The organism is Streptococcus sp. 3705 (genome assembly GCF_013277145.1).
In the GTDB taxonomy this organism is placed as follows: domain Bacteria; phylum Bacillota; class Bacilli; order Lactobacillales; family Streptococcaceae; genus Streptococcus.
This window is the reverse complement of sequence record NZ_VMMJ01000017.1, coordinates 1-26,958: the sequence shown is the minus strand read 5'-3', so window position 1 is coordinate 26,958 and position 26,958 is coordinate 1. Positions and strand designations below refer to the sequence as shown.

23 protein-coding genes and 1 pseudogene are annotated in these 26,958 nt (G+C 41.4%); 1 reads left to right on the top strand and 23 read right to left on the bottom strand.

Translation table 11 applies throughout. The features are described from left to right. Nucleotides 1–121 precede the first annotated feature (121 nt). The 22 genes from HT714_RS05710 to HT714_RS05605 form a co-directional block, all read right to left on the bottom strand. Nucleotides 122–1,870 carry an ABC transporter ATP-binding protein gene (locus HT714_RS05710; RefSeq protein ID WP_173226714.1) on the bottom strand — a complete coding sequence of 583 codons (1,749 nt, stop codon included), beginning with the start codon at nucleotides 1,868–1,870 and terminating at the stop codon, nucleotides 122–124. A gap of 1 nt (nucleotide 1,871) precedes the next feature. Further along, nucleotides 1,872–3,596 carry an ABC transporter ATP-binding protein gene (locus HT714_RS05705; protein WP_173226716.1) on the bottom strand — a complete coding sequence of 575 codons (1,725 nt, stop codon included), beginning with the start codon at nucleotides 3,594–3,596 and terminating at the stop codon, nucleotides 1,872–1,874. A gap of 60 nt (nucleotides 3,597–3,656) precedes the next feature. Further along, nucleotides 3,657–4,595, bottom strand: coding sequence for a peptide-methionine (R)-S-oxide reductase MsrB (gene msrB, locus HT714_RS05700; RefSeq protein WP_173226718.1), 939 nt, complete (start codon nucleotides 4,593–4,595; stop codon nucleotides 3,657–3,659). A 236-nt stretch (nucleotides 4,596–4,831) separates the two neighbouring features. Further along, nucleotides 4,832–5,701, bottom strand: coding sequence for a homoserine kinase (thrB, locus tag HT714_RS05695; protein ID WP_173226720.1), 870 nt, complete (start codon nucleotides 5,699–5,701; stop codon nucleotides 4,832–4,834). A gap of 1 nt (nucleotide 5,702) precedes the next feature. Continuing rightward, complete coding sequence (locus tag HT714_RS05690) at nucleotides 5,703–6,989, bottom strand: homoserine dehydrogenase (protein ID WP_173226722.1); 1,287 nt, start codon at nucleotides 6,987–6,989, stop codon at nucleotides 5,703–5,705. A 150-nt stretch (nucleotides 6,990–7,139) separates the two neighbouring features. Beyond that, the gene (mecA, locus tag HT714_RS05685; protein ID WP_173226724.1) at nucleotides 7,140–7,877 is read right to left on the bottom strand and encodes an adaptor protein MecA; all 738 of its coding nucleotides are present in this window, start codon (nucleotides 7,875–7,877) and stop codon (nucleotides 7,140–7,142) included. A 199-nt stretch (nucleotides 7,878–8,076) separates the two neighbouring features. Beyond that, nucleotides 8,077–9,111: a prephenate dehydratase gene (locus HT714_RS05680; RefSeq protein ID WP_173226727.1), complete on the bottom strand. Its 1,035-nt coding sequence runs from the start codon at nucleotides 9,109–9,111 to the stop codon at nucleotides 8,077–8,079. Then, on the bottom strand, nucleotides 9,104–10,573 hold the full coding sequence (locus HT714_RS05675) for an O-antigen polysaccharide polymerase Wzy (RefSeq protein WP_173226729.1): 1,470 nt from the start codon (nucleotides 10,571–10,573) through the stop codon (nucleotides 9,104–9,106). The genes HT714_RS05680 and HT714_RS05675 overlap by 8 nt, the downstream gene beginning before the upstream one ends. Nucleotides 10,574–10,588: 15 nt before the next feature. Continuing rightward, the gene (locus HT714_RS05670) at nucleotides 10,589–11,575 is read right to left on the bottom strand and encodes a glycosyltransferase family 2 protein (RefSeq protein ID WP_173226731.1); all 987 of its coding nucleotides are present in this window, start codon (nucleotides 11,573–11,575) and stop codon (nucleotides 10,589–10,591) included. Nucleotide 11,576: 1 nt separating this feature from the next. Then, the gene (locus tag HT714_RS05665; RefSeq protein ID WP_173226733.1) at nucleotides 11,577–12,680 is read right to left on the bottom strand and encodes a glycosyltransferase; all 1,104 of its coding nucleotides are present in this window, start codon (nucleotides 12,678–12,680) and stop codon (nucleotides 11,577–11,579) included. Continuing rightward, nucleotides 12,670–13,515: a phosphorylcholine transferase LicD gene (locus HT714_RS05660; protein WP_205380490.1), complete on the bottom strand. Its 846-nt coding sequence runs from the start codon at nucleotides 13,513–13,515 to the stop codon at nucleotides 12,670–12,672. The genes HT714_RS05665 and HT714_RS05660 overlap by 11 nt, the downstream gene beginning before the upstream one ends. A 126-nt stretch (nucleotides 13,516–13,641) precedes the next feature. Then, the gene (gene psr, locus HT714_RS05655) at nucleotides 13,642–14,916 is read right to left on the bottom strand and encodes a polyisoprenyl-teichoic acid--peptidoglycan teichoic acid transferase Psr (protein WP_173226737.1); all 1,275 of its coding nucleotides are present in this window, start codon (nucleotides 14,914–14,916) and stop codon (nucleotides 13,642–13,644) included. Beyond that, nucleotides 14,913–15,761: a prephenate dehydratase gene (gene pheA, locus HT714_RS05650; protein ID WP_173226739.1), complete on the bottom strand. Its 849-nt coding sequence runs from the start codon at nucleotides 15,759–15,761 to the stop codon at nucleotides 14,913–14,915. Before pheA ends, psr begins: the two co-directional genes overlap by 4 nt. Continuing rightward, nucleotides 15,758–16,234: a shikimate kinase gene (locus HT714_RS05645; protein ID WP_173226741.1), complete on the bottom strand. Its 477-nt coding sequence runs from the start codon at nucleotides 16,232–16,234 to the stop codon at nucleotides 15,758–15,760. The genes pheA and HT714_RS05645 overlap by 4 nt, the downstream gene beginning before the upstream one ends. Next, the gene (gene aroA, locus HT714_RS05640; protein ID WP_173226743.1) at nucleotides 16,227–17,510 is read right to left on the bottom strand and encodes a 3-phosphoshikimate 1-carboxyvinyltransferase; all 1,284 of its coding nucleotides are present in this window, start codon (nucleotides 17,508–17,510) and stop codon (nucleotides 16,227–16,229) included. Before aroA ends, HT714_RS05645 begins: the two co-directional genes overlap by 8 nt. A 91-nt stretch (nucleotides 17,511–17,601) precedes the next feature. Then, nucleotides 17,602–17,940, bottom strand: coding sequence for a YlbF/YmcA family competence regulator (locus tag HT714_RS05635; protein ID WP_173226745.1), 339 nt, complete (start codon nucleotides 17,938–17,940; stop codon nucleotides 17,602–17,604). A gap of 10 nt (nucleotides 17,941–17,950) precedes the next feature. Continuing rightward, a complete protein-coding gene (locus tag HT714_RS05630) occupies nucleotides 17,951–19,054 on the bottom strand; it encodes a prephenate dehydrogenase (protein WP_173226747.1) in 1,104 nt (367 codons plus the stop codon). Between the two features lie 9 nt (nucleotides 19,055–19,063). Then, nucleotides 19,064–20,230, bottom strand: a complete 1,167-nt coding sequence (gene aroC, locus HT714_RS05625) for a chorismate synthase (RefSeq protein ID WP_173226749.1) — start codon at nucleotides 20,228–20,230, stop codon at nucleotides 19,064–19,066. 9 nt (nucleotides 20,231–20,239) lie between these two features. Continuing rightward, on the bottom strand, nucleotides 20,240–21,307 hold the full coding sequence (aroB, locus tag HT714_RS05620; RefSeq protein ID WP_173251637.1) for a 3-dehydroquinate synthase: 1,068 nt from the start codon (nucleotides 21,305–21,307) through the stop codon (nucleotides 20,240–20,242). Nucleotides 21,308–21,325: 18 nt separating this feature from the next. Further along, the gene (locus HT714_RS05615; RefSeq protein WP_173226753.1) at nucleotides 21,326–22,180 is read right to left on the bottom strand and encodes a shikimate dehydrogenase; all 855 of its coding nucleotides are present in this window, start codon (nucleotides 22,178–22,180) and stop codon (nucleotides 21,326–21,328) included. Further along, the gene (gene aroD / locus HT714_RS05610; RefSeq protein ID WP_173226755.1) at nucleotides 22,170–22,847 is read right to left on the bottom strand and encodes a type I 3-dehydroquinate dehydratase; all 678 of its coding nucleotides are present in this window, start codon (nucleotides 22,845–22,847) and stop codon (nucleotides 22,170–22,172) included. Before aroD ends, HT714_RS05615 begins: the two co-directional genes overlap by 11 nt. Further along, nucleotides 22,844–24,007: a class I SAM-dependent rRNA methyltransferase gene (locus HT714_RS05605; RefSeq protein ID WP_173226757.1), complete on the bottom strand. Its 1,164-nt coding sequence runs from the start codon at nucleotides 24,005–24,007 to the stop codon at nucleotides 22,844–22,846. Before HT714_RS05605 ends, aroD begins: the two co-directional genes overlap by 4 nt. Before the next feature lie 149 nt (nucleotides 24,008–24,156). On the opposite strand from HT714_RS05605, the gene HT714_RS05600 reads away from it, so the two are divergent. Beyond that, nucleotides 24,157–26,277 carry an LTA synthase family protein gene (locus HT714_RS05600; protein ID WP_173226765.1) on the top strand — a complete coding sequence of 707 codons (2,121 nt, stop codon included), beginning with the start codon at nucleotides 24,157–24,159 and terminating at the stop codon, nucleotides 26,275–26,277. A 135-nt stretch (nucleotides 26,278–26,412) separates the two neighbouring features. On the opposite strand, the pseudogene tnpA reads toward HT714_RS05600, so the two are convergent. Then, nucleotides 26,413–26,928 (bottom strand): annotated as a pseudogene (gene tnpA / locus HT714_RS05595) (IS200/IS605 family transposase). Nucleotides 26,929–26,958 lie beyond the last annotated feature (30 nt).

The following is a 26,958-nucleotide window of genomic DNA, read 5'->3' as shown; positions in this document are numbered from 1 at the left end:
CTTCCTAGTTTAATCTTTGATTTTCATTAAGTATTACAGTGAACAATTTTTCTAGCTATTGTAACAAAAAAGTTACCTGAAGGCAACTTTTTTCGTCCATAAAATTTCAAAAGAGAAAGGATTATTCAGAGCTAAAAGCTGCAGCTTTTAGCATTTGGTAATACTTGCCCTTTCTAGTCATGAGATCCTGATGGTTCCCATACTCAACAATATCACCATCCACTAAGACTAGAATCATATCCGCATCCTGAATGGTTGACAAGCGGTGGGCAATGATAAAGCTTGTGCGCCCCTTCATGAGTTTAGCAAAGGCATCCTGTACCAACACTTCTGTCCGCGTATCGATAGAAGAAGTTGCCTCGTCTAAGATGAGAATCTTGGGAATAGCCAGAAAGACTCGGGCTATGGTCAAAAGCTGTGCCTGACCTACAGAGAGAGATTCACCCGCATTTTCAAGCTTGGTATCATAGCCTTGTGGCAACTGTTGGATGAAAAAGTCGGCATTGGCTGCTTTGGCAGCAGCAATCACCTGCTCTCGACTGGCTTCAGGATTACCAAAGGCAATATTGTCATGAATGGTCCCTTGCTTGAGCCAGGTTTCTTGGAGCACCATGCCAAACTGCTGTCGTAGCGAAGCACGACTATAGTTATAAATAGATTTCCCATCCAGCAAGATATCTCCCGAGTTAATAGGATAGAAACGCATAAGAAGATTGATAAGGGTTGATTTACCAGCACCTGTCGGACCAACAATAGCCACCTTGCTACCAGCTGGGATGTCAATAGATAAATCCTTAATCAAAATCTTTTCAGGATGGTAGCCAAAAGAGACCTGTTTAAAGGAAATAGCTCCCTTAACTTGGTCACTAGTCAAGACTTCCCTGCCTGTTTCAGCCAACTCAGAGCTTTCTAAGACAGCATAGACACGCTCTGCACATGCCAAGGCACTTTGCAATTCGGCTAGAACTGAAGAAATATCGTTAAAGGGCTTGGTGTACTGTTGGACATAGTTCAAAAAGGTCACTAAGCGTCCAATAGTCAAGGTGGAGCCTATCATGATACGATAAGCTCCCACTCCAGCTAGAAGGGCATAAATGAGCGCATTTACAAAGCGAGTCGAAGGATTGACCGTTGAAGAATAAAAGATGGCTGACTGAGAATAGCCTGCGTAGTTGTCATTAGCCTCACGCAGTCTTCGTATAAACTCTGCCTGAGCATTAAAAGACTGAATAATGGTCTGCTGGCTCAACGATTCTTCAATCAACTGAGTCTGAATTCCCCTCGTCTCTGTTTGCTTATGGAAGAGATGATAAGATCGTTTGGCAATGAAGCGTGAAATCACCATTGACAGTGGCGTCAACAGCAAGACCAATAGAGTCATGAGGAGATGAATCTGAAGCATGGCTAGAATACTAACCAAAATCATCAAGACTCCAATGAAAAATTGGTTAAAAATCATTGTTAAACCAGCTACCAACTGTTCGATGTCCGTGGTTACACGACTGACCATCTCACCACTACCTTGCCTATCTACAAAAGCAATCGGTAGACGATGGAGCTTATGGATGATTTTCTCTCGCAAGTCTCTGGTATAAGAGAAGATTAGGCGATTATAAAGAAGAGGATTTACCCATTGTACCAGAGTATTTCCTATGACCACCAAGATCATTTGAACGAAAATCTGCCAAAAAACCGATGATGAACCAATCACTAGAACTTGGTCGATGACCTGCCCAATCAGAATAGGTAGGTAGATTGATAAGGCAACCTGGGCAATGGTTCCTAGAAAGGCTAGGAAAAGGAGGAAAGGATGACTTGATAAATCTTTGGCCAAACGTGTGAGTGTTTGATTTGCAGTTTGTCGTCTCATGCTAGTTCTCCTTTCCATGTTGGGATTCATTGATTTCGCGATAGACTTGACTGGATTTCATCAAGTCCTCGTGCTTGCCGATAGCTAGGAGCTCACCTTTTTCCAAGAGGAGAATCTGGTCTGCCATCCGAAGTGTTGAGGTTCGTTGAGAAATTAAAATTAAGCTCGTATTTGGTGAATTTTCTCGGATAGCTTTTAAGAGCTTGGACTCAGTGATAGTGTCCAGTGCCGAGGTCGCATCATCTAGGATGAGAAATGGAGTTTGGCGCAAGACTGCTCGTGCGATAGACAGCCTTTGTTTTTGACCGCCCGAGAAATTTCGACCTCCTGCCTCAACAGTGGCATCCAAGAGCCCTTCCTTTTCACTAACAAAATCCTTGGCTTGTGCAATTTCCAAGGCCTGCCAGAGTTCTTGGTCAGTTACTTCTTGATGTAAACCTAGAGTCAGGTTGGAACGAATGGTTCCTTTAAAGAGCTCGACTTTTTGAGGCACATAAGCAATCCAAGACCGCCACTGCTCAAGATTACGAGGACTAGATCCGTCTCTATAAAGATCTATGCTCCCCTTGTCTGCTGGATAAAGTCCAAGGATGAGTTGCACCAAACTTGATTTACCAGAACCCGTTCCCCCAATAATACCAAGGATTTGCCCTTGCTTCATATCAAAGGAAATGTCTCTCAGAGAAGGCTGGGCCGCATCAGGATAGGTAAAGGTCAGTTCTTGAACTTGTAAAACCTGATCACTGGTAGCTTGCTTTTGTTCTAGCTCTAAGTGAATATCTTCTGGAGCCTCAGCAAAGACTTCCTCAATTCGCTTAGCTGAGATGTAGGACTGGTTGAGAGAATTTATCAGCATGGCTAGCTTGACCAATTCCACCAAAATCTGTAAGAGATAATTGATGAGGGCAATGAGGGCCCCTTGACTGAGCAATCCTCCTTGAATGGAAACATATCCCTGCCAGATAATAACGAGGAGAGTTCCATTAACAATCAGATAAGTCAAAGGTGTTAATAAACTAGACCAGAAACCTGTTTTTTCTTGTAATCTAGCATAGACTTGGTTAAGAGTTTGAAAAATCTGTAACTCTCGTTTTTCTTGTCCAAAAGCACGAATAACCCGCATCCCTTGTAATTGCTGGCGTGTTTCCTGAACTAGTTGGTCCGTTTTCTTTCTGAGAACACTGTAGAGAGGATTGACCAATCGAGATAACCCTACAATGACGATTGTCAAAATGGCAACCATGACCAAAAACCAGAAAGTCAGCTCAGTTGAGATTCGATAAGCCATAAAAATGGCACCAAAAACGATAATAGGCGCTCGCAAAAAGAGACGCAGGAATTGATTGATACCAGTCTGAATCTGGTAGGTATCCGAAGTCAAGCGAGTCACCAAACTAGAAGTTGTCAGATGATCTCTGCTATCCTTAGGGAAAGACAAAATATGACGATAAAGATCGTTTGTCAATTCCTTGGTAAAACCTACCGCAGCCTTAGCTGAGTAAAACTGGGCTATCAAGGCCACTAAAACGCCAATTACTGCAAAGATAAGAAGCAGGCCAATCTGCATCCAGAGATGACCTTGATTTTTCTGGGGCAATGATTGGTCAACAATCCCAGCAATCACCATAGGAACCAAGAGCTCAAAAACAGCTTCTAGTAGCTTGAACAAGGGAGCTAAAATTGATTCCCTGATGTAGGGTTTAAAGTAAGATAATAGGTGTTTCATAAATCCCTTCTATTCGTATTCTGGAAATGAAGAAAGTGGGAAGCGCCCACCCTCTCTGTTTTATTTGTTTAAGTAAGGAAGTAAATAGCCATATCCTGCTTCTTCCATCTCATCCTTGGCCACAAAGCGCAAGGATGCAGAATTAATACAGTAACGAAGTCCACCTAACTCCCGAGGCCCATCTGTGAAAACGTGTCCCAAGTGAGCATTGCCTGAACGAGAACGAACCTCAATTCGCTCCATTCCATGGCTGAGATCCTTGTAATAATGAATCAATTCCTTGGAAATCGGACGGCTAAAACTTGGCCAACCACATCCTGAGGCAAACTTATCCTTGGCAAAAAAGAGTGGCTCACCCGTCGTGATATCAACATAAATCCCTTCTTCAAAGGTTTGGTCATAGGCATTGGTAAATGGAGCCTCTGTAGCAGATTCTTGGGTGACACGGTAAGACTCTTCTGATAAGCTTTCCTTCAACGCCTCTTGACTAGGCTTTTCATAGTTGGCTGCGTCAATCAATGGCTTCTCAGCATCAGTCACATCGATATGACAGTAACCAGAAGGATTTTTCTTGAGATAGTCTTGGTGGTAGTCTTCAGCCAGAATGTAGTGGCGAAGTTTCTCCACCTCTACTGCAATCTTGCGACCAAGCATGCGCTCCTGCTCCTGCACAACAGTATAGATAGCTGGCAAATCTGCTTGATCTTGGTAATAAATCCCAGTTCGATATTGGCGACCACGGTCATTCCCTTGTTGATTAATGGATAACGGGTCTATGACTCGGAAATAATAAAGTAAAATTTCTCTGAGTGACACTGCTTTCTCATCGTAAATCACTTGCACCGTCTCTGCATGGTCTGTTTCCTTGAGCAACTGGTAATTGGTCGTTTCGACTTGCCCATTAGCGTAGCCAACACTGGTTGCTAGCACTCCAGAAATGCGTGAAAAATACTCCTCTAAACCCCAAAAACAACCACCTGCTAAATAAATTTCTGCCATCTTTATTTCTCCTTTATCACGTTTTTAACTAATACTCTTCGAAAATCTCTTCAAACCACGTCAGCTTACATCTGCAACCTCAAAGCACTGCTTTGAGCAACCTGCGGCTAGCTTCCTAGTTTGCTCTTTGATTTTCATTGAGTATGGAATATAGTTTTTCTTTCTACTAGACTTCTTTTCAAAAAAAGGATAGGAAGCCCTCTGATCGAGAGTTTCCCCATCCTATCTTCTATTCTTTATTTTGCTTCGACACGGACACCTTGGGTATCAACCTTCAAGTCATGAAGTTTTCCTTTGAAGGGTTGCTTTTCCAATTCTGCCTTAATCGCCGGCATCTTGTCATGAGAAGCCAAGACCATAACTGTAGGCCCAGCACCTGAGAGGTAGGTTGCATAGGCACCATTCTCTTTGGCTACTTGCTTAATCGTCGCAAATTCTCTCACCAAGTCCTGACGATAGCGCTCGTGGAAGAGGTCTCCCTCGATTGCTTGCCCAGCGGTCACCATGTCTCCTGCCAACAAGGCCGCAACCGCCACATTGGCGATAGAACTAGCTGCAACAGCTTCCTTATAGGACAATTTCTTAGGCAAGACACCACGGCTGTCTCGAGTACGCAATTCATAGTTTGGAATGTAGGCTAGAAAATCACATTCTGGGAAGTCTGCTACAATAGCTGAAACTTCCCCATCAACAGAGCTTGCAATAACGAGATTACCATAAATGGCCGGAGCTACATTGTCAGGATGGCCTTCAATCTTAGTCGCTAACTGCAATTTTTCATGATCAGACAAGTTGAGCTGACCCAGTTGGTTGGCTAGTTCAATCCCAGCTACAATAACCGAGCTGGAAGAACCCAAACCACGCGCCAAGGGAACATCACTGGTCATTTTCAAACGTCTTGGTTGCAAGTCTGGTACAATTTGCAAAGCGATTTTGAGCAAGAGATTACGCTCGTCATGTGGAATCCATTTGCCAATCTGGTGTTCAATTAGCCACTCATCTCGTTCTTCGCAAACCTCGATTTGAAGATACTTGGTTACAGCTACACCGACCGAGTCAAAACCTGGCCCGATATTGGCACTGGTTGCGGGTACAATAATCTTCATCTTATTCTCCTAGCACCTTGAAGGTATTCAAGAGGTCGAATTCTGAAACCTTCTTCAATTCAGCTGAGACATTTTCAAGCTGGGCTTTATTAATCTTGTGTGTAATGATCACAACACGCGCCTTGTCACCCTCTTTTCCATCTTGGAGAATTTTCTTGAAGGAAATATCTTGGGCATTAAAGATTTCAGCCAGTTTCAAGACCTGACCTTTTGAGTCTGGAGCCAAGATTGAGAAGTAGTAGTTTGCTTTGACATCCTCTGGATTTGCCAAAACCAAGGCACGACTGTATTCGTTGAAGTCTTTACCAATGGTACCATCATTCAAGCGGCGAACGATACGGACAATATCCGCCACAACACTTGTTGCAGTTGGTTTTTGACCAGCACCTGGTCCGTAGTACATAGACTCACCAATACCGATAGATTCTACAAAGACAGCGTTCATTACGCCATTCACACTGGCAAGTGGATGCGCTTTAGGCAGGAAGGTTGGAGTCACTTCCGCAGCAATACCTGAAGGAGTTTCTTCGATTGAACCAACCAATTTCACTACATAGCCAAGTTCTTGGGCTACAGCTACGTCTTCTGGTGTGATGTTGCGGATTCCCTTGTGGGCTACATCGTCAAAAGCAACCTTCATGCCAAAGGCAAATTGGCTCAAAATAACCATCTTGTAGGCTGCATCAATCCCATCTACGTCATTCGTCGGGTCGCTTTCTGCAAAACCAAGTCTTTGCGCTTCCGCAAGAGCATCATCGTAAGACCAGCCTTCTTCCACCATCTTGGTCATCATGAAGTTAGAAGTTCCGTTGACTACTCCAAGCACGCGCGTGATTTTGTCAGAAGCCAAGGAATTTGCCAAGGTACGAAGAATTGGAATCCCACCAGCTACTGCTGCTTCGTAGTAAAGTGCTACCTTGTTAGCTTGAGCGATTTCTAACAATTCTGCGCCATGGACAGCCAAAAGGTCCTTGTTAGCAGTAACAACGTGTTTTCCAGCTTCCAAAGCACGAGTGATAAAGGTCTTAGCAGGTTCGATACGCCCCATCAATTCCACTACGATCGTAATATCTTGGTCTGATAAAATATCATCCACATTGGTTACAAAGTTAAAGTCATTCCCTGCTGCAAGCAAGCGATTCTTTTCATCTTCATCCTTGACCAATACCTTGGCAACTTCAATCTCTGAATGTGCTGATTGATTGATTTTTTCTCCATTTTCCTTTAGGAGGAAAGGCACGCCACTTGCAACGGTACCAAATCCTAGTAAAGCAATTTTAACTGTCATGTTTGTCTCCTCGAAATTTGCTAATATAGCCATTATAACAGAATTTTGTGAAAATTCCTATTATAGTAAATCACTATTTCAGTATAAAAAGAAAAAACGAATCCCATGATTCGCTCTTCTTAAAATCTAGAAATAGCTTTCCAGAAAGGATTATCCAATCTTTTGCAGATTAAGCACTGCATCATGATTCATCAAGACTTGACCATACTCCTGCAAGACTGATCGACTGATGTCACTATCGTCTGCAAACTCGCGCATACGGGCCAACAGCCAAGCTGGATATGGACTTGGATGATTTTCAATATCCACTAAAATGGTCAAATAATAGCGCTCATTCATCTTGTAGAGTTCAGAAGTTTCCATCTCAAAAGTCACTGTCTTGGCAAAAGCCACCAACTCAGCTAATTTTTCAAAAGAAAGGATGTAATAGATGTAAGGCTCTTTCTTACTTTCAACTTCTTGTTCAGCCTGTTCCTGCTCTTCTTCCTTGGCTTCAACTTGCTCTAGAGATTGAATCGCTTCGATATCATCTTTAGTCTTTTCTGCGATGCTTTTTTCCAAGGTTTTGATAAATTCATCTGGAGACATTTGAGCCAATTCTTCCATATCTGGTAAATCCGATAAGTCTTCAAAATCTAGATTTTGGTCAATCTTTGATTTGGTTACAAAGACATCTACCTTATCAGGTTTTGGAGTCACACGGAAGCTCAACATGCCTGTATCCAGAAAGCTATCAGGCATCTCTAACTCATCCAAGATAGCATAAAAGAACTCTTCTGTTTTTTCTTGAGGAACAAGAAAGTCAGCAATCTCCATTCCACGATCCATCAAATCCTCTAAAGACATCGTGATTTTCAAAGTTGTATCACTAATTTGTTTCATTTTCATTGCTAGTAACCTCATACTTTCAGTTCTATCTATTATACTAGATTTTTACGATTTTATCAAAAGAAGGCTCCTCTATACGGATAGATTTTCCCTAGGGTATTTCTATAGGAGACTCCAAAAGAAAATTTCTGCAGACAGATAGAAAAAGCCTTCAAAATCGGCTCTTAGCCGACTTTGAAGACCTTATACATCAGAATACTTATAATTTAAAGGTTGCTACACCGAGGATAGAACGATTTAAGTTTCTGAGAATTTGAAGACTTTGCTCAAATTTCTTATAACGAGTCACTCCGTACTCTTCAACAAGAAGGACTGTATCTCTTTCTAAAAGCGATGGCACATCTTGTAAATCGACAAAATGCATTCCTTTTAAAGACTCTTGATTTTGTTTCAATTTATCTAGGATAGCTTTGTTTGAGCTAACGATAGTCAATTCCTGTCCAGCATTTTTGTATGACAAAACATCTGCTAGGTTAGCAATTGTTGTAATCTCTGTTACAAAATCAATTTGATATTGAGAAAAATCACCTGCTCTATTGATTGTTGGGTTAAAGAGATAAACCAATACATTTCCCATCACAACCAAAATCACACAGACTACTCCAATAACAGCTAAACGGAGAATCAGATTTTTCACATTTAATCCAAGCGCTGTCTCACCATTTGCATTCAATTCTTTAGAGTTGATGGTTTCCAATTTTTCAATTTTTACATTTGCAAAAGTGTGTTTAAATTTCTCAATCAATCCATCAATTTTTCGCTCCAACAAGTCATTAGTATCTTTACTTGGTGTCAAAATTTTCACACCAACCCCTGCATCGTCAATCATATAGTAGACAGTCAGTTTTTTCCACCAATAATCATTCGTAGAATTTTTCAAGGTTGTTTCTGTCGTATCTAATTCACTGGCAATTTTTTTCAACTCACTGGGCTCTACATCATTGAAAAGATAAGCTCCATTCAAATTACCATCAATCAATTTCCCATAAAAATCACTATAACCACCAATTTGATGATTCAAAATCGTTTTGGCCGAATCTTCTGGAGGAGTGATTTTATAGCTAAGATAAGTTGAATAACTTGTTGTATCTTTGACAGTGTTTTTATTCCTAACTGCTTTAATTGTAAATGGTACAGCAATGAGAGCAAATAAAGCGATAAGAGCTAAAATATTTACTTTTCGTTTTTTATAAAGATTTGCAAACAAATCAGCTACTGAATAATGTTCAAACATGATTTTTTTCTCCTTTGTTGAGTAGATACTGGTTTTCTTTTGTAAGCATTTTTGCTACAAATATAATCACAAGAACAATTCCCCAGAATTGCATTGTAAATAGATTGAAGAAACTTTCTGAAAAGCTACTTCTTGGCATAAAGAATAGATTATTCAAGATGAGTAAGGACAAGGCAAATAGGATTGTTCTTGAGCGGTAGGCTACTTGCAACATGGCTATAAATAGCATACCGAGCAAGAGACTAAGTAGAAAGACTCCTATCATACCATAGTCTGTATACAACTCCATGATATAACTACTTCCGATACCATGTCCTTTCAAATATTCCTTGTTCAAAACAAGATAGGATAGATTGTGGGCATAACTATTACTATCAATAGCTAATTCCACACTATTGGTTGTATGCTCAAAGGCTTTTCCTCCGAAAATGGACCCCAAACTCCCCCTTGCAAAATAATCAAGAACAGGACCAAAAGTAAAATTACGGAAATCTCGGTAAGGGAGGCTACTGTTAAATAGAAAACCTCGAGCCAAGACACCAAAACTAGTCCCTTGTTTATAGATAAAGTCAAGTAAGATATCCCAGAAACCTGTATGGGAAACTTGAACATTATCCCGTACATAATTGAGCACTCCCATCGCTAACATGAGAATAGGAGAACCTAAAAAAATCGCTAACTTTTCTTTAAACCCAATCCATTTTCCCTTTTCAGTTTGCTCCCGCATAAAGTAATAAACAAAAGCAAATAAAATACTTAAAATAAAGGGATTTCGTGTCCCAATTGCCAAATGAATGGTATTGGCTACAATAAAGGAGATAAGCACTGCTGTTGCCTGCCATTTCTTTGGCTTGGTTGCCAAATACATACACATTGCATAGACCGTAAATGTTGATAAGATATAGGTAAAATAAGGCAGTTTACTTTCAAAATTTGCATAGTAGGCATAGTAGGAAGTCTGCAAGCGATACAGGAGTCGTTCAAATAACCGAATGAAATAGAAAGGATAGGTTAGAAGAAAAACTCCTAGTGATACAAAGCGTAACCGCTTGGTATAAATCTCTTTTAGAGAATTTCCTATATTTGCTACTTTTATTTTCTTCCTAGCTATGAAGTAACGAGCCAGGACGCCTCCTGTGGTCAAGCCCAGAATCGAAACCATGACAACTATAAAGGCAAAACGATAAGCTATCGGATGATAGGTATCCAGAGCGCCATCCCTAAAATAATCAATGGTCGGTCTTGATACCAGAAAGACAAAAATGGTTAAATAGAAAATAAAATGGATTAAGTAATACTTGATGTCATTCCAGCAGGCAATTAAGCTACTAACCAGTAAGAACAATAAAGTAGAAAGCAAGCTAACATTGTTATTATTAAACAGATATACTATTCCACTTACTAGCGTCATGGCATAACTGACTATGGTCAAACTAAATAACAATCGTTTTCCATCAATCACTTGCTCACCCCCGTTCTAATGTAATTTTTTAGATTTTTCAATATTTTTTAGTAATAAAAATCGGTATAAGGAAATATTTATGAATAGAGCCAAGGCACTAATTCTTCTCCCCTTACGGAAAATTGGATTCCTAGCAATAGCAAGAGCATGACCTTTTAAAAAACGATGAATCTGAGAATAGGCTTCAAACTGTTTATACTGATCATCTAGCAACATCTTATCCAGAATAAAGAAGTGGGCATAGGCCAATCTGAAAAAAGCAACCTCTTTCAAATCAGGATAGTTTTTCATAACTTCATTGTAAAACTTTTGGTAGATATCAATATAGGCTAAATCCTTCTCTGCATAGGGTTTGGTCGTAATACTATCCCCTCTATGAAAATAGTAATAATAGGGTTTGGTATTAACAACGTACCTCTTGGCCAACTTGATCAAATCAAAATGATAATAGGCATCTTCGTAAATCAATCCCTTAGGAAAGGATAGGGCAGTTGCAATCTCTCTCTTGATTAGCTTATTGCAGATCGTTCCAGGTATTTTTTCACCTATAAGGTATTCCCTTAGAAATGTTTGAGAATCACAGACAAAATAGTCATCCTGATTAGCTGACTGTGGACTTTCATCATTAGCATAGACATTCATGACACCACAGCTCGAAACATCCGCATCTTCTTGAACTAATTGCTCATATAAGTTCTGAATCATTTCTGGATGGATATAATCATCTGAGTCAATAAAAATCAGATAATCCCCGTGAGCCTGCTTCATTCCATCATTTCGTGCTTGCGACAATCCTTCGTTCTTTTTATGAAGCACTGACACCCTGTCATCTTGTTCAGCGATTGAATCACACAAGCGACCACTCTCATCTGTTGCACCATCATCAACAAGAATAATTTCCAAATTCTGATAGGTCTGCTTCTGAATGGAAGCTATCGATTTTTCTAGGTACTGCGCCACATTATAAACTGGCACAATGACACTAATTAATGCAGTTCCCATGCTACTCCTCTAATAGTTTTTCTACTTGTTCGATTTGTTTGGCAATTGTGAATTGTTGAATGAATTGGCTAGCCTCATCGACATCAAAGTTTGAGGCAGAAGTCATGTAGTTCGTAATTGCCTGAGCTGCCTCTTGATTGCTCTCAATGATTTGTCCAAATCGTCCTTCTTGTGATAGTTCCTCAGCCCCTCCAACATCCGTAGAGACAAAAGGGATTCCAAGGCTCAAGGATTCCACATAAACACCAGGAAAACCTTCTTGTTTAGACATAGACAAGAGAACTTTCATCTGAGACAAATATTGATAAGGATTTTTTTGATAACCAAGGAAATGTACATGGTCCTCAAGCTCATACTCTTTGACTCGCTTTTTCAGTTCCTCTTCCATATCACCAGCACCTATAAAGTAAAGGTGATAGTTTTTCCCCTCTTGGTGTAATAATCGTATCACTTCCACCACACGGTCAGAACCCTTATTTTCCTCAATCCGTCCGATAGCACAGATACTTTGAGGCGCAATCTCGATATCAATCTTCTCTTGAGATTTTTCTAAAATAGTCTTAAAATCATATCCATTGTAGACCGTCTGTAATTTAGAATCATAATCTGGATAGACTTCCTTGATAGAATGACTGGTCTTTTTTGAAATTCCTACAATGATATCCGCATCATCCAACTGGCGTCTATGTGATTCCCTTTTGGAGCTATCCTTAAGAAATTCTTCGATACTTCCATGAATCCAAGAGATTTTCTTGACTTCTTTTCTTTTAGAAAACAACAGTGGTGGATTCATAATGGTAAAAGAAACTTCAACATCATAGTCATCTTTTACAAGCAAGCGACGAGTCAGCCTTGGAAAATAAATTCTCATTCTCCACAAAAAAGCTCGTAACCATCTAGCTTGGCGATAATCTTGAAGAGATTTTAAAATGCCTACATGCTTGGGAACAGATTCGTATCCCTTGTCAAAGTGCTCCATTTCAAGAATATCAATATCATACTTTTCTGGATCCAGATTTGAAACAATGGTAGACAGAATCTTTTCTGCACCGCCTCCGAGAGAAAAAGACCACATAAAAAATAAGATTTTTTTCTTAGCCACCATATTCTCCTTTGTATTCTGTATAAGACTTATCCATATCAGCGATGACAGCATCATGATGCGGCATCTGCTTGTCTGCTGGCGGAGGAGTCATATAATCGTCAAAAGCAGTGCTGAGATAGGCATCGTAGCCAACTGGAATAGGCATCTCTGTTCCTTCAAATGGTAAGAAAAGATTGTCTTCAAAAGATGCTATTGGATACTTGTTTCTCATGTAGCCAGGACCTGAGCATAATTCCGTAATTCCATCGCTCTCAGCTAGACTGTACTTGGTCATTTCTTTTTCAGCTTTTTTCCAAATGCGATAACGGAGAGATTTTGGAGTTAACCCCAGTAAAATACGGCTTCCCCACTTCATAAGTGCGCCATGCTTTTCTGGAATAGTTTGAGCACAAAAAAGAGAATAAATCAGTGCCCAACGAACCTGTTTTTTCCGCTCAGCTGGATTTTTAGGATAATAATCTAAAGGCAAAACATCCAAAGCCAAACCATGTGGCAAATCCAAATCTTGCTGGTAAGGTTTAATGCAGGTAGTTTCCTTGTCACGAATGGTAATAAAAAGATTACGGTCGACAAAATCCTTGTGACTCTTTGACAAGAAATAACGCTCATCTGCATAGCGAGGCCATAATTCTGCCAATTTTTCATAGTCCTTACGGGGCATAAAAAAGTCTAGGTCGTCATCCCAAGGAATAAAGCCCTTGTTTCGAAGGGCACCAATAGCACCCCCTCCACAGAGATAACAAAGTAAATCATGCTCCTTGCAAAAGGCAACAAAATATTCAGCCATCTCCAGACTACGAGCCTGAATTGCTTTTAAATCAGTCATATTGTTCATTTTTCTTTCTATCGTATCGTTTCATTATACCACAAATAAGGGATGAAAATCTATTAGAGACTGTAAAAAATCAAAGCCTGACTGCTAGATAAATAGCTATCAAACTTTGATTTTTCCTGTCTTATCTTATCTCAAACCCATCTGAGACAATTTATTCTGATATTTGTTTTGTTCGACAAGCAAGCCCAAGCCTCCATAAACATCATAGGCATCTACCCAGTCACCAAGTTCTGGAATCGTCAATTTTTCAATACCATTTTTTGCTCCATCCAAAACAGATAAACCGTTTGTTAGGAGGAAAGTATATGGTGCGTTGGTTGAGGTCATAGCAAAAACCTTTCCAAGAGCTTCAGAACCAGTGAAAAGTTTAGTAGGATCTTTAATTTGCTCTAAAATTGCTGTTAAAACTTGCTGCTGTCTTTTGGTACGGCCGTAATCCGCCTCATCATCATCACGGAAACGAGCATAATTGAGCAGGGTCGAGCCGTTCATCTGCTGTTTTCCGACTTTAATAGTCTGGGTTGGAGACTCAGTCTCAGTAGCGTGTAAATCATCTCCGACTGTAGCTTCTGTTAGTGGACGCCCATTCAATGTTGAAAATTGAGCATCAATTGTCACCCCATCAGGGAAAAGCGTGTCAATCGCTGTTGCAAAGGCCTGAAAATCAACCAAGGCATAGTACTTAATGTCCAAGTCAAAATTATCTTTCAAGACTTGACGAACCATTTCTGCCCCTTTTTGCCCCTCTTGTTCTCCTAACTCGTAGGCTACGTTTAACTTGTTATCCGTCTGTTTTCTACCGTTAATCACTTGACTGTAACCGTCTATATAAACCAAATTGTCACGCATGAAACTGACTAGCTTCATTTTCTTATCTGAGCCGCCAACATTTAATACCATAATAGAGTCTGTCCGCGTCTCAGCACTATTTTGACCAATTCGACCGTCCGTCCCCATGATCAAAATATTAACCCCGTCTCTAGTGTCCTGACCATTAAAGACTTGAACCTGTGCTGCCTTAGCATCAGCAGTTTTCTTTGCGCTAGCATCTTGGTAACCACGCAAAAACATGAATACCATGGCCAAAGCCACACAGACCAAAAGTGAAAAAATCACCATAAAAATGCGTTTAAGACGGAGCTTCCGTCTTTTCTTTTTGGGAGGAGCAGAAAGTGTTTGCGATTTGGATTGTGAGCGACTCCGGTTCGCATAGCTTGGTAAGTCAACCTGCTCTTCTCTTTCTTGTTCCAAGCTGGAACTACTATTTACCCTAGCAAGAGTTATCTTTTCTTGCAAATAGGCAAACTCATTTTTTTCTCTCTCATTGAGATAGTGAATATTTTTTAGCAAATAATCATAACGTAATTTTTCATGATGACTGAGAGGATTTTCTTTACTCATCTTCTCTCCTTTCCATGGTCTGATATTGGATAAATAGGATAGGCACCCAGAACCTTATACTGGATTCCAATCGCTTCTAGTTCTTTTTGGGCAAAGTGAACCAAGGATTTATCAGTATAGTCCACATCAATAATGAAAAAGTATTCGCCTAGCGCTGTCTTGAGTGGACGACTTTCAATTTTTGTTAAGTCAATTCCTCGCCAAGCAAAAGTAGAAAGGGCCTTGTAGAGTGCACCTGGAAGGTTGTCAGGTAAGGTCAGGGCAAAACTCATTTTTTTAGTTTGTGCTTGCAAGGGAATAGTAGGCGTTTCAGCTCCCAGAACCCAGAAACGTGTGAAATTGGCTTCCATTTCCTGAATATCCTCAGCAATCAGTTCCAAGCCATATTCCTCAGCAGAACTTCTAGGCGCAATAGCCGCAAAGTGTTGATCTGGATGTTCTGAAATAAAGCGGGCCGCATAAGCAGTACTAGCAGTCACCTCGATTTGGGCCTCTGGATACTGTTCATCGATGAATTTCTTACCTTGCGCCAAAGCCTGTGGATGAGAAAAAATCTTCTCAATCTTAGTGTGACCTGGAACCACCATCAACTGCTGATGAATAGGCTGAACGATTTCTGCAACTGCTTGAATGCGAGCCTGATGAAAAAGGTAGTCCAAGGTTTCATGAACACTACCCTCAATAGAATTTTCAACTGGCACCACAGAATAGTCCACCAATCCTTGCTCATAGGCCTTGATGACATCTGTAATATTGGCAAAGGCCTGCAATTCCTCATGAGGAAAAGCTGTCTGCACAACGTGATGTGAAAATGATCCCTTGGGACCTAGATAAGCAATTTTCATCTCAGTTCCTCTATAATTTCCTCTGGGCTTAACTTGGTCACATCCAAAATCCGACTAGCCACTTCCTCATACCAAACCTGTCTTTCTTGGAAAATAGCTACTAATTCTTCCTTGCTATTATTTAGAAAAAGCGGACGCTGATTGTCCTGATCAGCTGATATGCGTTGGTAGAGGGTTTCAAAATCTGCTTTCAGGTAGATATTATCTGCATTAGTCTTGAGTAAGTCACGATTTCTCTGAGAAATAACCACTCCTCCTCCAGTTGACACAACTTGGTCTCTTTGTAGTAAATCAGCTAGGACTTCTGACTCTACCTGTCGAAAGGCTGATTCTCCCTTTTCAGCAAAAAAATTCGCAATGGCCATACCTAGGCGCTTCTCAATCAGGGCATCCATATCAAGGTAATTAGGATCCAAGCCTCTTGCAATAGTCGATTTGCCAGCCCCCATAAATCCTAGTAACACCTTAGCCATGAATCAAGTTCTCCAAATCATCAAAGAAGCTAGGATAGCTGGTATTGATGGCTTCAGCACGGTCAAGTTCCACTTCTCCATCTGCAACCAAGAGAGATGCGATAGCTGTCATCATGCCGATACGATGGTCTCCAAAAGTATTGACTCTAGCACCGTGAAGGGCTGATTTTCCTTTGATAATCATCCCATCTGCCGTAGGAGTAATATCTACTCCCATACTATTTAAGGCGTCTGCCACAACCTGAATACGGTCTGTTTCCTTGACCTTGAGCTCCTCAGCATCCTTGATAACTGTAACACCTTGGGCTTGGGTCGCAAGCAGAGCAATAATGGGCAATTCATCAATCAAGCGTGGAATCAAGGCACCGCCAATCTCTGTTCCTTTGAGGTCTGAAGACTCAACAGTTAAGGTAGCAGATTTAGCGACTGGGTCAATTTCAGTTATTTCTAGTTTTCCACCCATGGCACGAATGACATCAATAATACCAGTACGCGTTTCATTGATACCCACATTCTGCAGCACGACACGAGAGTTTGGAACAATTAAACCTGCGACCAACCAAAAGGCTGCACTGGAAATATCTCCTGGAACAACCACCTTTTGTCCTGTCAGTTTTTGTGGCCCTTGGACTGTGATTTTCTTGCCGTCCACACTTAAATGGCCACCAAATTGTTGCAACATATCTTCAGTATGATTACGGGTGCACTCTTTTTCAATAATAACTGACTCCCCCTGAGCCTGCAAGGCCGCAAACATCAAGGCTGACTTAACCTGGGCAGATGCAATTGGCAACTCATAATAAATAGGTCTTAGGGTTTTCGTCCCTTTTAAATGAAGGGGAGGAAGGTCTCGCTCAGTTTGCCCTGAAATGCTAACGCCCATTTTTTTCAGTGGAATCGTCACACGATCCATAGGACGTTTGGAAAGACTATCATCGCCAAACATTTCTACTTCAAAGTCTGCACCAGCAAGAACACCTGAAATCAGGCGAATCGAGGTTCCAGAATTTCCCATATCAAGGGCATTTTGCGGAGCTTTTAAACCATCCATACCTACACCTTGAATGGTAATAACCCCATTTTTATCCTCAATCTCAACACCAAGGTCACGAAAAACTTGAATAGTTGAGAGCACGTCCTCGCCACGCAAAATATCATAAACCTTGGTCTCACCCTCAGCCAAACTTCCAAAGATAATGGAACGGTGGCTGATAGACTTGTCACCTGGAACGCGGATACTGCCATGTAAGTGGCGAATGTTTGTTTTTAGTTTCATACTGGACCTCATACTTGCAATACTTTTACCTATTTTATCATAAAAAGCCAGAAATTCCTTAAAAATTCCTGACTTTATGATAGTTATTTTCTTATTTTAGCAATTCTGAAACTGGTTCGAAAACAATTTTTTCAATGTCAGAAAGGTAAATGGCCAATTGTTGTTGCTTGGTAAAGAATTCTGACAAGAGGCTATTTCCTTGAATCTGTTTACCAAAGCCTTCCATTTTAGCTTGGAAGGAAGCATCTGGCATTTGACCTGTATGTGCTAGTTTTTGAATTTCCTCTTGAAAGGCAAGGTATTCTGTAAAGATTTTGCTTGCCTCAGCATCTGCTGCAATCGCATCCTTGGCTGCTTTGACAGCCTTGTATTCTGGCAATTCGCGTAGACCGCGACTGAGTTCGTTTGCACTATCGTAAATATTTGACATGATTTTCTCCTTATTTGATAACGACTGTGTAGTCGGTATTTTCTGTTATGAGGTGCTCGGCTCGTTCCAAGTCTTGAGCATTTTTAAATGAAATTTGTAGAATCCCGTGAATGTCCTCACGGTTTTCCTCGTTGATGTGGATGTTAACCAAGGAAGTTCCACGTAGCAGTTCCAAAATCCGCAAGATGACATCTTCTTCATCGGGAACATCGACATAGAGGTCATAAGAGCTATCCACACCACCACGCTTATGAATTTCCATAGCCTGACGTTGCTCACGTGCTTGATTGAAAAAGTTCCAAATCTGCTCCTCATCTCCCTTGCTGATGGCCTGACCAATCGCTTCCAACCGTTCCTTGAAATCCGCAATTCGATCCAAAATAGTTTCACGATTAGATAAGAGAATGGAAGTCCACATACCTGGCTCGCTTTCTGCAATTCGGGTCATATCTCGAAAGCCACCGGCCGCAAAGCGTCTTGCCATCTCATGATCTTGAGCATAGACCGCTGTCTGCTCCATGAGACTAGAAGCCAGAATATGAGGAAAATGGCTAATCTGAGAAGTGACACGGTCATGCTCCTTGGCATCAATCTCGATAAAACGAGCATGAAGACCTGAAAGCAGATTCTTCATTTCCTCAAGCGTGTCCTGACTTGTCAGGCTTGAAGGTGTGAAGATATAATAGGCATTTTCAAAGAGATTGACATCCGCAGAGGCAGCCCCTGTCTTGTGACTACCGGCCATGGGATGGGCCCCGACAAAGCGAACAGACTTGCCAGCCAAATAGTTCTCCGCTGCATCCACAATGGCTGACTTGGTCGAACCAGCATCTGAAATAATGACCCCTTCTTTCAAGTTCAAGTTAGCCAACTCCTTAATAAAGGAAATAGTTTGCTTTATTGGCAAGCTGAGAATGATGATATCTGCCAAAGGAGCAAAACTGGCAAAATCATCCGTTGCACGGTCAATCATGCCTTCTTTCAAGGCAATATCTCTCGAAGCTTGACTGCGATTATAACCTAAAATTTCATAATCTGGATGATCGCGTTTGATACCAAGTGCCATCGAGGCACCGATCAAACCAAGACCTGCGATATAGATTGTTTTTGCCATAGGAACTCCTTAATAGTTCTTTGTATAGTCTCGGTGTTTGGCTACCGCTTCTTTTAGTTCCTCGAGATTATCTGATGAGAATTTTTCAAGGATTTCTTGTGCCAGAACCGTTGCTACAACAGCTTCCATGACCACACCTGCTGCTGGAAGGGCGGTCGGATCACTTCTCTCCACAGTTGCCTTGTAGGGTTCATGGGTTTCGATATCCACACTCATAAGTGGTTTGTAGAGAGTAGGAATGGGCTTCATCACGCCTCGAACAACGATGGGTTGCCCATTAGTCATACCACCTTCAAAACCACCTAGATTATTGGTACGGCGAGTATAACCGTCTTCTTTAGACCAGAGAATTTCGTCCATAACTTGGCTACCTTTACGGTAACCAGCTTCAAAGCCAAGACCAAATTCCACCCCTTTAAAGGCATTGATAGAGACAACAGCTTGAGCCAATCTTGCATCCAATTTTCTATCCCATTGGACATAGGAACCAAGACCAACTGGAACACCTCCAACGACTGTCTCCACAACCCCACCGATGGTATCACCGTCACGTTTGATTTGGTCAATATAGTCCTTGATTTCCTGTTCTCTTTCTTGGTTGACAATAGAAACTTCAGACTGGGCGGCTCTTTTCTTAATCTCAGCAACTGTAAGATTCTCAGGAACGTCGATTTCCTTGCCACCAAAGACCACGACATGATTGGCAATCTCCATATCCAATTCAGCCAAGAGGCGTTTGGCTACTGCTCCTACTGCCACCCGCATGGTGGTTTCACGAGCTGATGAACGCTCCAAAGAATTTCGCAAATCGTCAAAACGGTACTTGATGCCCCCAACCAAATCGGCGTGACCGGGACGAGGATGGGTGATTTTTCGTTTGCTTTTAAGGCGGTCTTCAATGTCCTCCGCAGACATGATGTCCAGCCATTTTTGGTGATCCTTATTGATGACATCCATAGTAATAGGCGCCCCTGTCGTCTTCCCATGGCGAACGCCCGAAGTAAAGACAACCTGGTCATTCTCAATCTTCATACGACCACCACGACCGTAGCCACCCTGACGGCGTCTAAGGTCCTCATTGATATCCTCAGCTGTCAATGGAAGTCCAGCTGGAATTCCCTCAATAATAGCTGTTAGACGGGGGCCGTGTGATTCTCCTGCAGTTAAATATCTCATACACTCTCCTTATTTTACCAAGTAGTCTTTCATCTCTTCCAGAGAAACTGGATGAATGGTCGCTGAACCAAGCTCTGGCACCAAGACCAATTTCAAGGTGTTACCACGCGCTTTCTTGTCATGTGTCAAAGCCTGATAAAGCTTGTCAACTTCCCAATTTTCATAGTCAACAGGCAAGCCGAATTTCTGACACATCTCTGTGATAGATTGGGTAATGCCAGCTGGCATGAGACCCTTTTTCTCAGCAACCTTGGAAATCTGTACCATTCCCATGGCCACAGCTTCACCATGCATGACTTTTCCATAACCGGCAGTTGCTTCAATGGCATGGCCAATAGTATGGCCAAAATTGAGGTAAAGACGAACACCATTGTCTAACTCATCCTCAACCACCATCTTGCGCTTGACCTGACAAGAATGTTCAATCAAGATCTCTGCATGCTCCAAAATGCTCTCTACAGTACCATCTAGCTCCGTCAATAGAGTCCATAGTTCTGGATCCTCAATCAAGCCATACTTGATGACCTCCCCCATCCCTTCAATCAACTCTCTTTTTCCAAGTGTTTCAAGGACAAGCGGATCAATCAGAACCCCATCTGGTTGAGCAAAGGTGCCCACCATATTCTTAGCAAATGGAGTATTGACGCCTGTCTTTCCACCGATAGAAGAATCAACCTGGGCTGTCAAACTAGTCGGAATCTGAACAAAGTGAATACCCCGCATATAGGTAGAGGCTACAAAGCCAGCCAGATCCCCAACAACGCCACCACCAAGAGCCACGATTCCATCGCTACGAGTCAACCCCTGCTTAACTAGGAATTCATAGACTTTCTGAACAGTAGTCAAATTCTTTCTTTCTTCACCTTCTAAAAAGTCAAAAACAGCTACCTGAAAACTAGAATCTTCTAGGCTGAGCTTGACCTTCTCTGCATAAAGAGAAGCTACATGGTTATCTGTTACAATGACTACCTTTTGTGGTTGCCAGAATTCTCGCAACCATTGGCCAGCCTGAGCTAGACAACCTTTTTCAATCTGAATATCATAAGGATGATGAGGAATATCGATTCTGATTTTCATAGGAGAATCTCCTTTTCTTTATTGGTATTTTTCTGTTAAAGACTGCCAAATTTCTTTTGTCGGCATTTCCTTGCCTGTCCACAGTTGAAAAGCTTCTGCAGCCTGATAGAGCAACATCCCCAGACCATTGACGGCTGGATTGCCCTGACTTCTAGCCCATTTCAAAAATGGCGTTTCAAAAGGCTTGTAAATGATATCTGCTACTAAAAGAGTTTCTGATAGGACAATGCTTTCAGGAACTGGGGATGATTTACCATCCATGCCCACACTGGTGGCATTAACCAGCAACTCCGACTCAGCAATCCTTGATTGCAGTTCAGAAATATCTTCTAAAGCATACAAGTCCACTTTAAAGCCTGTCTGCTCCTGTAATTTGTCTAGGTAAGGTCTTGTTTTTTCCATAGAAACGGAACGAACAAAGACCGAAATCTGACGGACGCCGTCCAAAATAGCTTGTGCCAAAATGGACTTGGCCGCACCACCTGCACCCAGCAGGGTCATATTCTTACCTGTAATTGTAAAAGAAGGCAAGCTCTTAAAAAATCCCTTGCCATCTGTATTATATCCAATTAAATTGCCATTATGATTGACAACCGTATTGACCGCACCAATCAAGCGCGCTTCATCACTCAGTTCATCCAAATAAGGAATCACTTGCTCTTTATAGGGCATGGACAGGTTGATGCCAAACATCTGGTAGCGACGAATATTGGCCACTGTTTCTGCCAAGTCACTCGTTTCAATCTCCCAAGCCACATAAACACCATTGGTAGCTGTCGCCTCAAAGGCATTGTTGTGAATAAAGGGGGAAATAGAATGCTTAATAGGATTGGCAACAACGGCAGCTAAACGTGTATAGCCATCAAGCTTCATCCAAAATCTCCCTGATTTTTTTCATGTTGGCTAGAGAAATCTGACCAGGGGCACTAGCCTCATCCAGACTGGCAAAAGACCAACTCGAACCAGTCACATCCGCAGTGATACGAGAGACCTTGCCCACCTTTCCCATAGAAATGGTCACATATTCCTGTTCAGGATTGAGGGTTTTAAAGCCTCGTGTATAGTTCATCAAGTCTAAGACATCCTGCTCCGTGTGAGCCATCACCGCAACCTTAACAAGTTTTGGATTTAAGCTCGTCAACTCTGACAAGATTTCCATCATATTTTCAGGTGTTCCTTGGAAATTGTGGTAACTCAAAACAAGATTTGGGAAGTCCAGCATCTCCTCAAAAACATCCTTGTAGCTGTAGTACTCAAAATCAATATAGTCTGGTTGATAGAGTTGCGCCACTTCCTTGATTAGATGGATATATTCTTCTGGAGAAAGGTCGATTTCTCCCCCCTCAGAGCGAGTTCGTAGCGTGAAAACCAACTCACGACCTGCGAATTTTTCAAAAATAGCTGGAGCCACCTGCAAAATCGCTTCTTTAGGCAGATAGTCGGCACGCCATTCAATGATGTCGGCATCCAGGTACCTCGTGGCATCCAGAGCCTGGGCCTCCTCTAAACTTCTTGGCATTACTGAAACGATCAATTTCATTTACTAACCTTCATACTAATCACCTTGAGGTAATTACTACTTTCATCTTTTTTATTATAGGCAAAATCTGCTGGAAGACCGTATTTATTTAAAATCTGGTAACTTCTTCCTGCAAAGCCTTTATCAATTTGTTCTGTAAATTTCTGACGGGAAACATTGGCAGCATTGGTACTGGCAATGATAATCCCTCCCGGATTTAAAATCTCCAGACTCTGGGAAATCAACTTGTGATAATCCTTGGCCACAGAGAATGTTTGTTTTTTGTTCCGAGCGAAGCTAGGCGGATCTAGAACAATCACATCGTAGGTCAGGCCTTTTCTCTTAGCGTATTTGAAATATTCAAAGACATCCATAACCACAAAACGGTGGTCGTCTGTACTAATTCCATTTGCCTGAAAATGCGCTTGAGACAATTCTCGTGAACGCTTGGCTAGGTCAACCGAAGTTGTCTGGCTTGCTCCTCCCATGGCCGCAGCCACGGAAAAGGCAGCTGTATAAGAAAACATATTGAGCAAGGATTTATCCATAGCTAAACCATCAACCAAACTCCCACGAACCTCATGCTGGTCTAGGAAAATCCCTGTCATCAAGCCATCATTCATAAAGACTTGATACAGGACACCATTTTCCAAAACAGTGAAAAATTCAGGTGCTTCTTGACCATAAACATGGGCAGATTCATAGTCCAAACCCTTAAAACGGATCTTCTCATAGGTCCCTAAAACCTCAGGAAAAACCTGTCTAAAAGCTTCTGAGATAACCTTGCGAATCTGATAAACATAAGAGTTATACCAAGAAAAGACAGCATAGTCGCCATAAAGGTCCACTGTCAGACCCCCAAAGCCATCTCCCTCTTGGTTGAAGAGACGAAAGGCAGTTGTCAAATCATCTTGATAGTAGGCTCTTCTCTTTTCTTTAGCTTGTCTAAACAGCGTTTCAAAGAAAGCTTGATTGAAGGCCACCTTGTCCTTACTAACAAACCAGCCCAAGCCCTTGTTTTGCTGAGAAAGGTAGGCAGTCCCAAGAAAGGTGCCTTCTTGACGATAGACTTCTACTTCCTGATCCTTGAGATTGACATTCTCAAGATCACTAGCTTCTAGTAAAACTAGCCCCTTAGCGAGCTTCTTTTCAACCCTTTTGCTGACTCTTATTCTATTCATAACTACTATTATATCAAACTTTTAGCCAATTCTCAAAAAAGAAACTACCCTTGCTTTTTTACTCTTCTTTTAAAAAATGGTATACTAATACTAATAAAAAATTAGGAAGTAAATGTGTGAGAATTAATTTTAACAAAATCCAAAAAGCCATGGGTACCAGACTGGGTTTTGTCCTAACCCTTTTAATCCTCTATTGGCTCAAAACCTTATTAGCCTATACCGTTGACTTTAATTTAGATATTCAATTGGGCAAGTTGCAGGGAAATTACCTTGCCTTTATCGCCTTTTTCAACCCCCTTCCTCTAGGACTACTCCTGCTGGCTCTAGCCCTCTATGCTCGCTCAACCAAGATCTTTTATGGCCTGAGTATAGCTATTTATAGCCTTTTATTCATTTGGCTTTATTCCAATGTCTTTTACTATCGAGAATTTAGCGACTTTATCACGGCTAATACCATGAAAGTGGTCAGCAAGGTGTCTGTCGGCACTGCAGAACTAGAGTTACTGCGTCCTTGGGATTTCATCTATTTTATGGATTTCCCATTGCTGGCTTTCCTTTTCTATAAAAAATTCATCCCGCTGAATAGGAGACCCTTCAAATTCCGCTCCAGTGTTGCTATCACTGCTCTCTCAGCCCTGCTCTTTTCTGCTAATCTTTTCTTGGCAGAGATTGAGCGTCCCGATCTCCTGTCGCGAGGATTTTCTAATTATTATATTGTTCGTGCCCTTAGTTTGCCAGCCTTTTTAGGCTATAGTGCCAACCAATCCTATAGCGCTAATAAAGAACGGGCTAAGGCCTCTGAGACTGACCTTCAACCTATTACAGATTATATTCAAGAACATTCGGCTAAGCCCAATCCAGACTATTTTGGCCTGGCCAAAGGGAAAAATGTGATTTATCTCCACTTGGAGAGTTTCCAACAGTTCCTGCTTGACTATAAACTCAACATAGATGGAACTGAGCATGAAGTCACTCCCTTCCTAAATTCACTCTACCATTCGCAATCAACCCTAGCCTTTTCTAATATCTTTAACCAAGTCAAGGCTGGTAAAACCTCAGATGCAGAAACCATGCTGGAGACAGGTTTATTTGGCCTTGACCAAGGTTCCTTCATGGTCAACTACGGAGGTACCAATACCCAGCAGGCCGCACCTTTTATCCTATCAAAAAACGGCTATCAATCAAGTGCTATCTTTCACGGCAATATCGGGACCTTCTGGAATCGAAATACGACCTACAAACAATGGGGCTACCAATACTTCTTTGATGCTTCCTACTTCACCAAGCAAGACAGTAGCAATTCTTTCCAATATGGTTTAAATGATAAAATCATGATGAAAGATTCTATCCAATATCTGGAGCATTTACAGCAACCTTTTTATACTAAGTATATCACGGTGTCCAATCACTATCCCTATGCTAGCAATCTGACAGGCGATGAGCTTGGTTTCCCACTGGCTAAGACCAAAGATGAAACGATCAATGGCTACTTCCAAACAGCCAACTATCTGGATAGCGCTATCAAGGCCTTCTTTGACTATCTCAAAGAAAGTGGCCTCTATGAAAAATCCATCATCGTCATTTACGGAGACCATTATGGTATTTCCAACTCCCGCAATCCTGAGCTGGCACCCTTGATTGGAAAGACTTCTGAGAACTGGTCGAATTACGACAATGCCATGTTGCAACGAGTGCCTTTTATGGTGGTCATGCCTGGTTATGAAAAGGGGCAAATCATCAATACCTACGGTGGGCAAATCGATATCTTACCGACTCTCGAACACCTCCTTGGTATTGAGTCCAATTCCTTCCTTCAAGTTGGACAAGATCTCCTATCACCAGACCATCAAGAAATCGTTGCCTTTCGAACTGCCAATTCCTTCGTCACACCAAAATACACTAGTTATGACGGACGAACCTACTATACTGAAAGTGGTCTCGAAATCAGTAATCTTGATGAACAAACTCAGACTGAACTGGAAAGCGTTCGGCAGGCAGCCAGTCAACAGCTGAAAATCAGTGACCAGATTCAAACTGGCGATTTGATACGTTTTTACCAAAAAGATCATCTTGGAAAAGTTGATACTGAAAGTATTTCTTACCTCAATTCCTTGCCAGTTTTACAAAAGATTGAACAGGAAAAAGGTAGTCAATCAACCAGTCTCTTTAGCCAACGACAAGGTAAAACCAGTGCTGACCTTTTCAAGGCACCAAGTTACCAAGAACTTCACCCAGAGTCGGCAGAAACCGAATCAAAATCACAATCATAACCACCCGTCAAACGGGTGGTTTGTACCAGGGCTATAAGCCCAAATTACCAGCCAGCGCCTAAAGACGCTGGCTTTCACTTTGTTCAAGCCTCATTGCTCTTGACTCGTCACTTGCCTCTTAAAGAGGCTTTAGTATTACTTACCACTATCCCTAAAGGGATCCTCATATTCTTTTACACTCAATTTATCTAGTGCTATATCATGCTTTACTCGTTCTCAAATTTTCATACTCGTGAAGAAATCATCCACTGGATAATTTCTTTAATCTTGAATATATTTCTTAATTGTGGCTTCATTGAGTCCAACCGTACTCACATAATAACCTTCCGCCCCAAAATGCCGATCCCCAAACCTATACTTGAGGTTGGCGTGTTTGTCAAACATCATGAGTGCACTTTTTCCTTTTAAATAACCCATGAAACTCGAAACACTTATCCTTGGTGGAATACTTACTAACATGTGTACATGGTCTGGCATTAAGTGACCCTCGATAATTTCAACTCCTTTATAACTACACAAGCGATGAAATATTTCGCCTAAACTACTTCGATATTGATTATAGATAACTTTTCGTCTATACTTAGGGGTGAACACAATGTGATACTTACAATGCCACTTTGTGTGCGATAAACTATGAGCCTTTTGTACCATATTTTTCTCCTTTCGCTTTACAATTAGCTT

Coding starts and splice junctions, on each gene's coding strand:
- HT714_RS05710 (WP_173226714.1), bottom strand. CDS start 1,870: ATGAGACGACAAACTGCAAATCAAACACTCACACGTTTGGCCAAAGAT.
- HT714_RS05705 (WP_173226716.1), bottom strand. CDS start 3,596: ATGAAACACCTATTATCTTACTTTAAACCCTACATCAGGGAATCAATT.
- msrB (WP_173226718.1), bottom strand. CDS start 4,595: ATGGCAGAAATTTATTTAGCAGGTGGTTGTTTTTGGGGTTTAGAGGAG.
- thrB (WP_173226720.1), bottom strand. CDS start 5,701: ATGAAGATTATTGTACCCGCAACCAGTGCCAATATCGGGCCAGGTTTT.
- HT714_RS05690 (WP_173226722.1), bottom strand. CDS start 6,989: ATGACAGTTAAAATTGCTTTACTAGGATTTGGTACCGTTGCAAGTGGC.
- mecA (WP_173226724.1), bottom strand. CDS start 7,877: ATGAAAATGAAACAAATTAGTGATACAACTTTGAAAATCACGATGTCT.
- HT714_RS05680 (WP_173226727.1), bottom strand. CDS start 9,111: ATGTTTGAACATTATTCAGTAGCTGATTTGTTTGCAAATCTTTATAAA.
- HT714_RS05670 (WP_173226731.1), bottom strand. CDS start 11,575: ATGGGAACTGCATTAATTAGTGTCATTGTGCCAGTTTATAATGTGGCG.
- HT714_RS05665 (WP_173226733.1), bottom strand. CDS start 12,680: ATGGTGGCTAAGAAAAAAATCTTATTTTTTATGTGGTCTTTTTCTCTC.
- HT714_RS05660 (WP_205380490.1), bottom strand. CDS start 13,515: ATGAACAATATGACTGATTTAAAAGCAATTCAGGCTCGTAGTCTGGAG.
- psr (WP_173226737.1), bottom strand. CDS start 14,916: ATGAGTAAAGAAAATCCTCTCAGTCATCATGAAAAATTACGTTATGAT.
- pheA (WP_173226739.1), bottom strand. CDS start 15,761: ATGAAAATTGCTTATCTAGGTCCCAAGGGATCATTTTCACATCACGTT.
- HT714_RS05645 (WP_173226741.1), bottom strand. CDS start 16,234: ATGGCTAAGGTGTTACTAGGATTTATGGGGGCTGGCAAATCGACTATT.
- aroA (WP_173226743.1), bottom strand. CDS start 17,510: ATGAAACTAAAAACAAACATTCGCCACTTACATGGCAGTATCCGCGTT.
- HT714_RS05635 (WP_173226745.1), bottom strand. CDS start 17,940: ATGTCAAATATTTACGATAGTGCAAACGAACTCAGTCGCGGTCTACGC.
- HT714_RS05630 (WP_173226747.1), bottom strand. CDS start 19,054: ATGGCAAAAACAATCTATATCGCAGGTCTTGGTTTGATCGGTGCCTCG.
- aroC (WP_173226749.1), bottom strand. CDS start 20,230: ATGAGATATTTAACTGCAGGAGAATCACACGGCCCCCGTCTAACAGCT.
- aroB (WP_173251637.1), bottom strand. CDS start 21,307: ATGAAAATCAGAATCGATATTCCTCATCATCCTTATGATATTCAGATT.
- HT714_RS05615 (WP_173226753.1), bottom strand. CDS start 22,180: ATGAAGCTTGATGGCTATACACGTTTAGCTGCCGTTGTTGCCAATCCT.
- aroD (WP_173226755.1), bottom strand. CDS start 22,847: ATGAAATTGATCGTTTCAGTAATGCCAAGAAGTTTAGAGGAGGCCCAG.
- HT714_RS05605 (WP_173226757.1), bottom strand. CDS start 24,007: ATGAATAGAATAAGAGTCAGCAAAAGGGTTGAAAAGAAGCTCGCTAAG.
- HT714_RS05600 (WP_173226765.1), top strand. CDS start 24,157: ATGGGTACCAGACTGGGTTTTGTCCTAACCCTTTTAATCCTCTATTGG.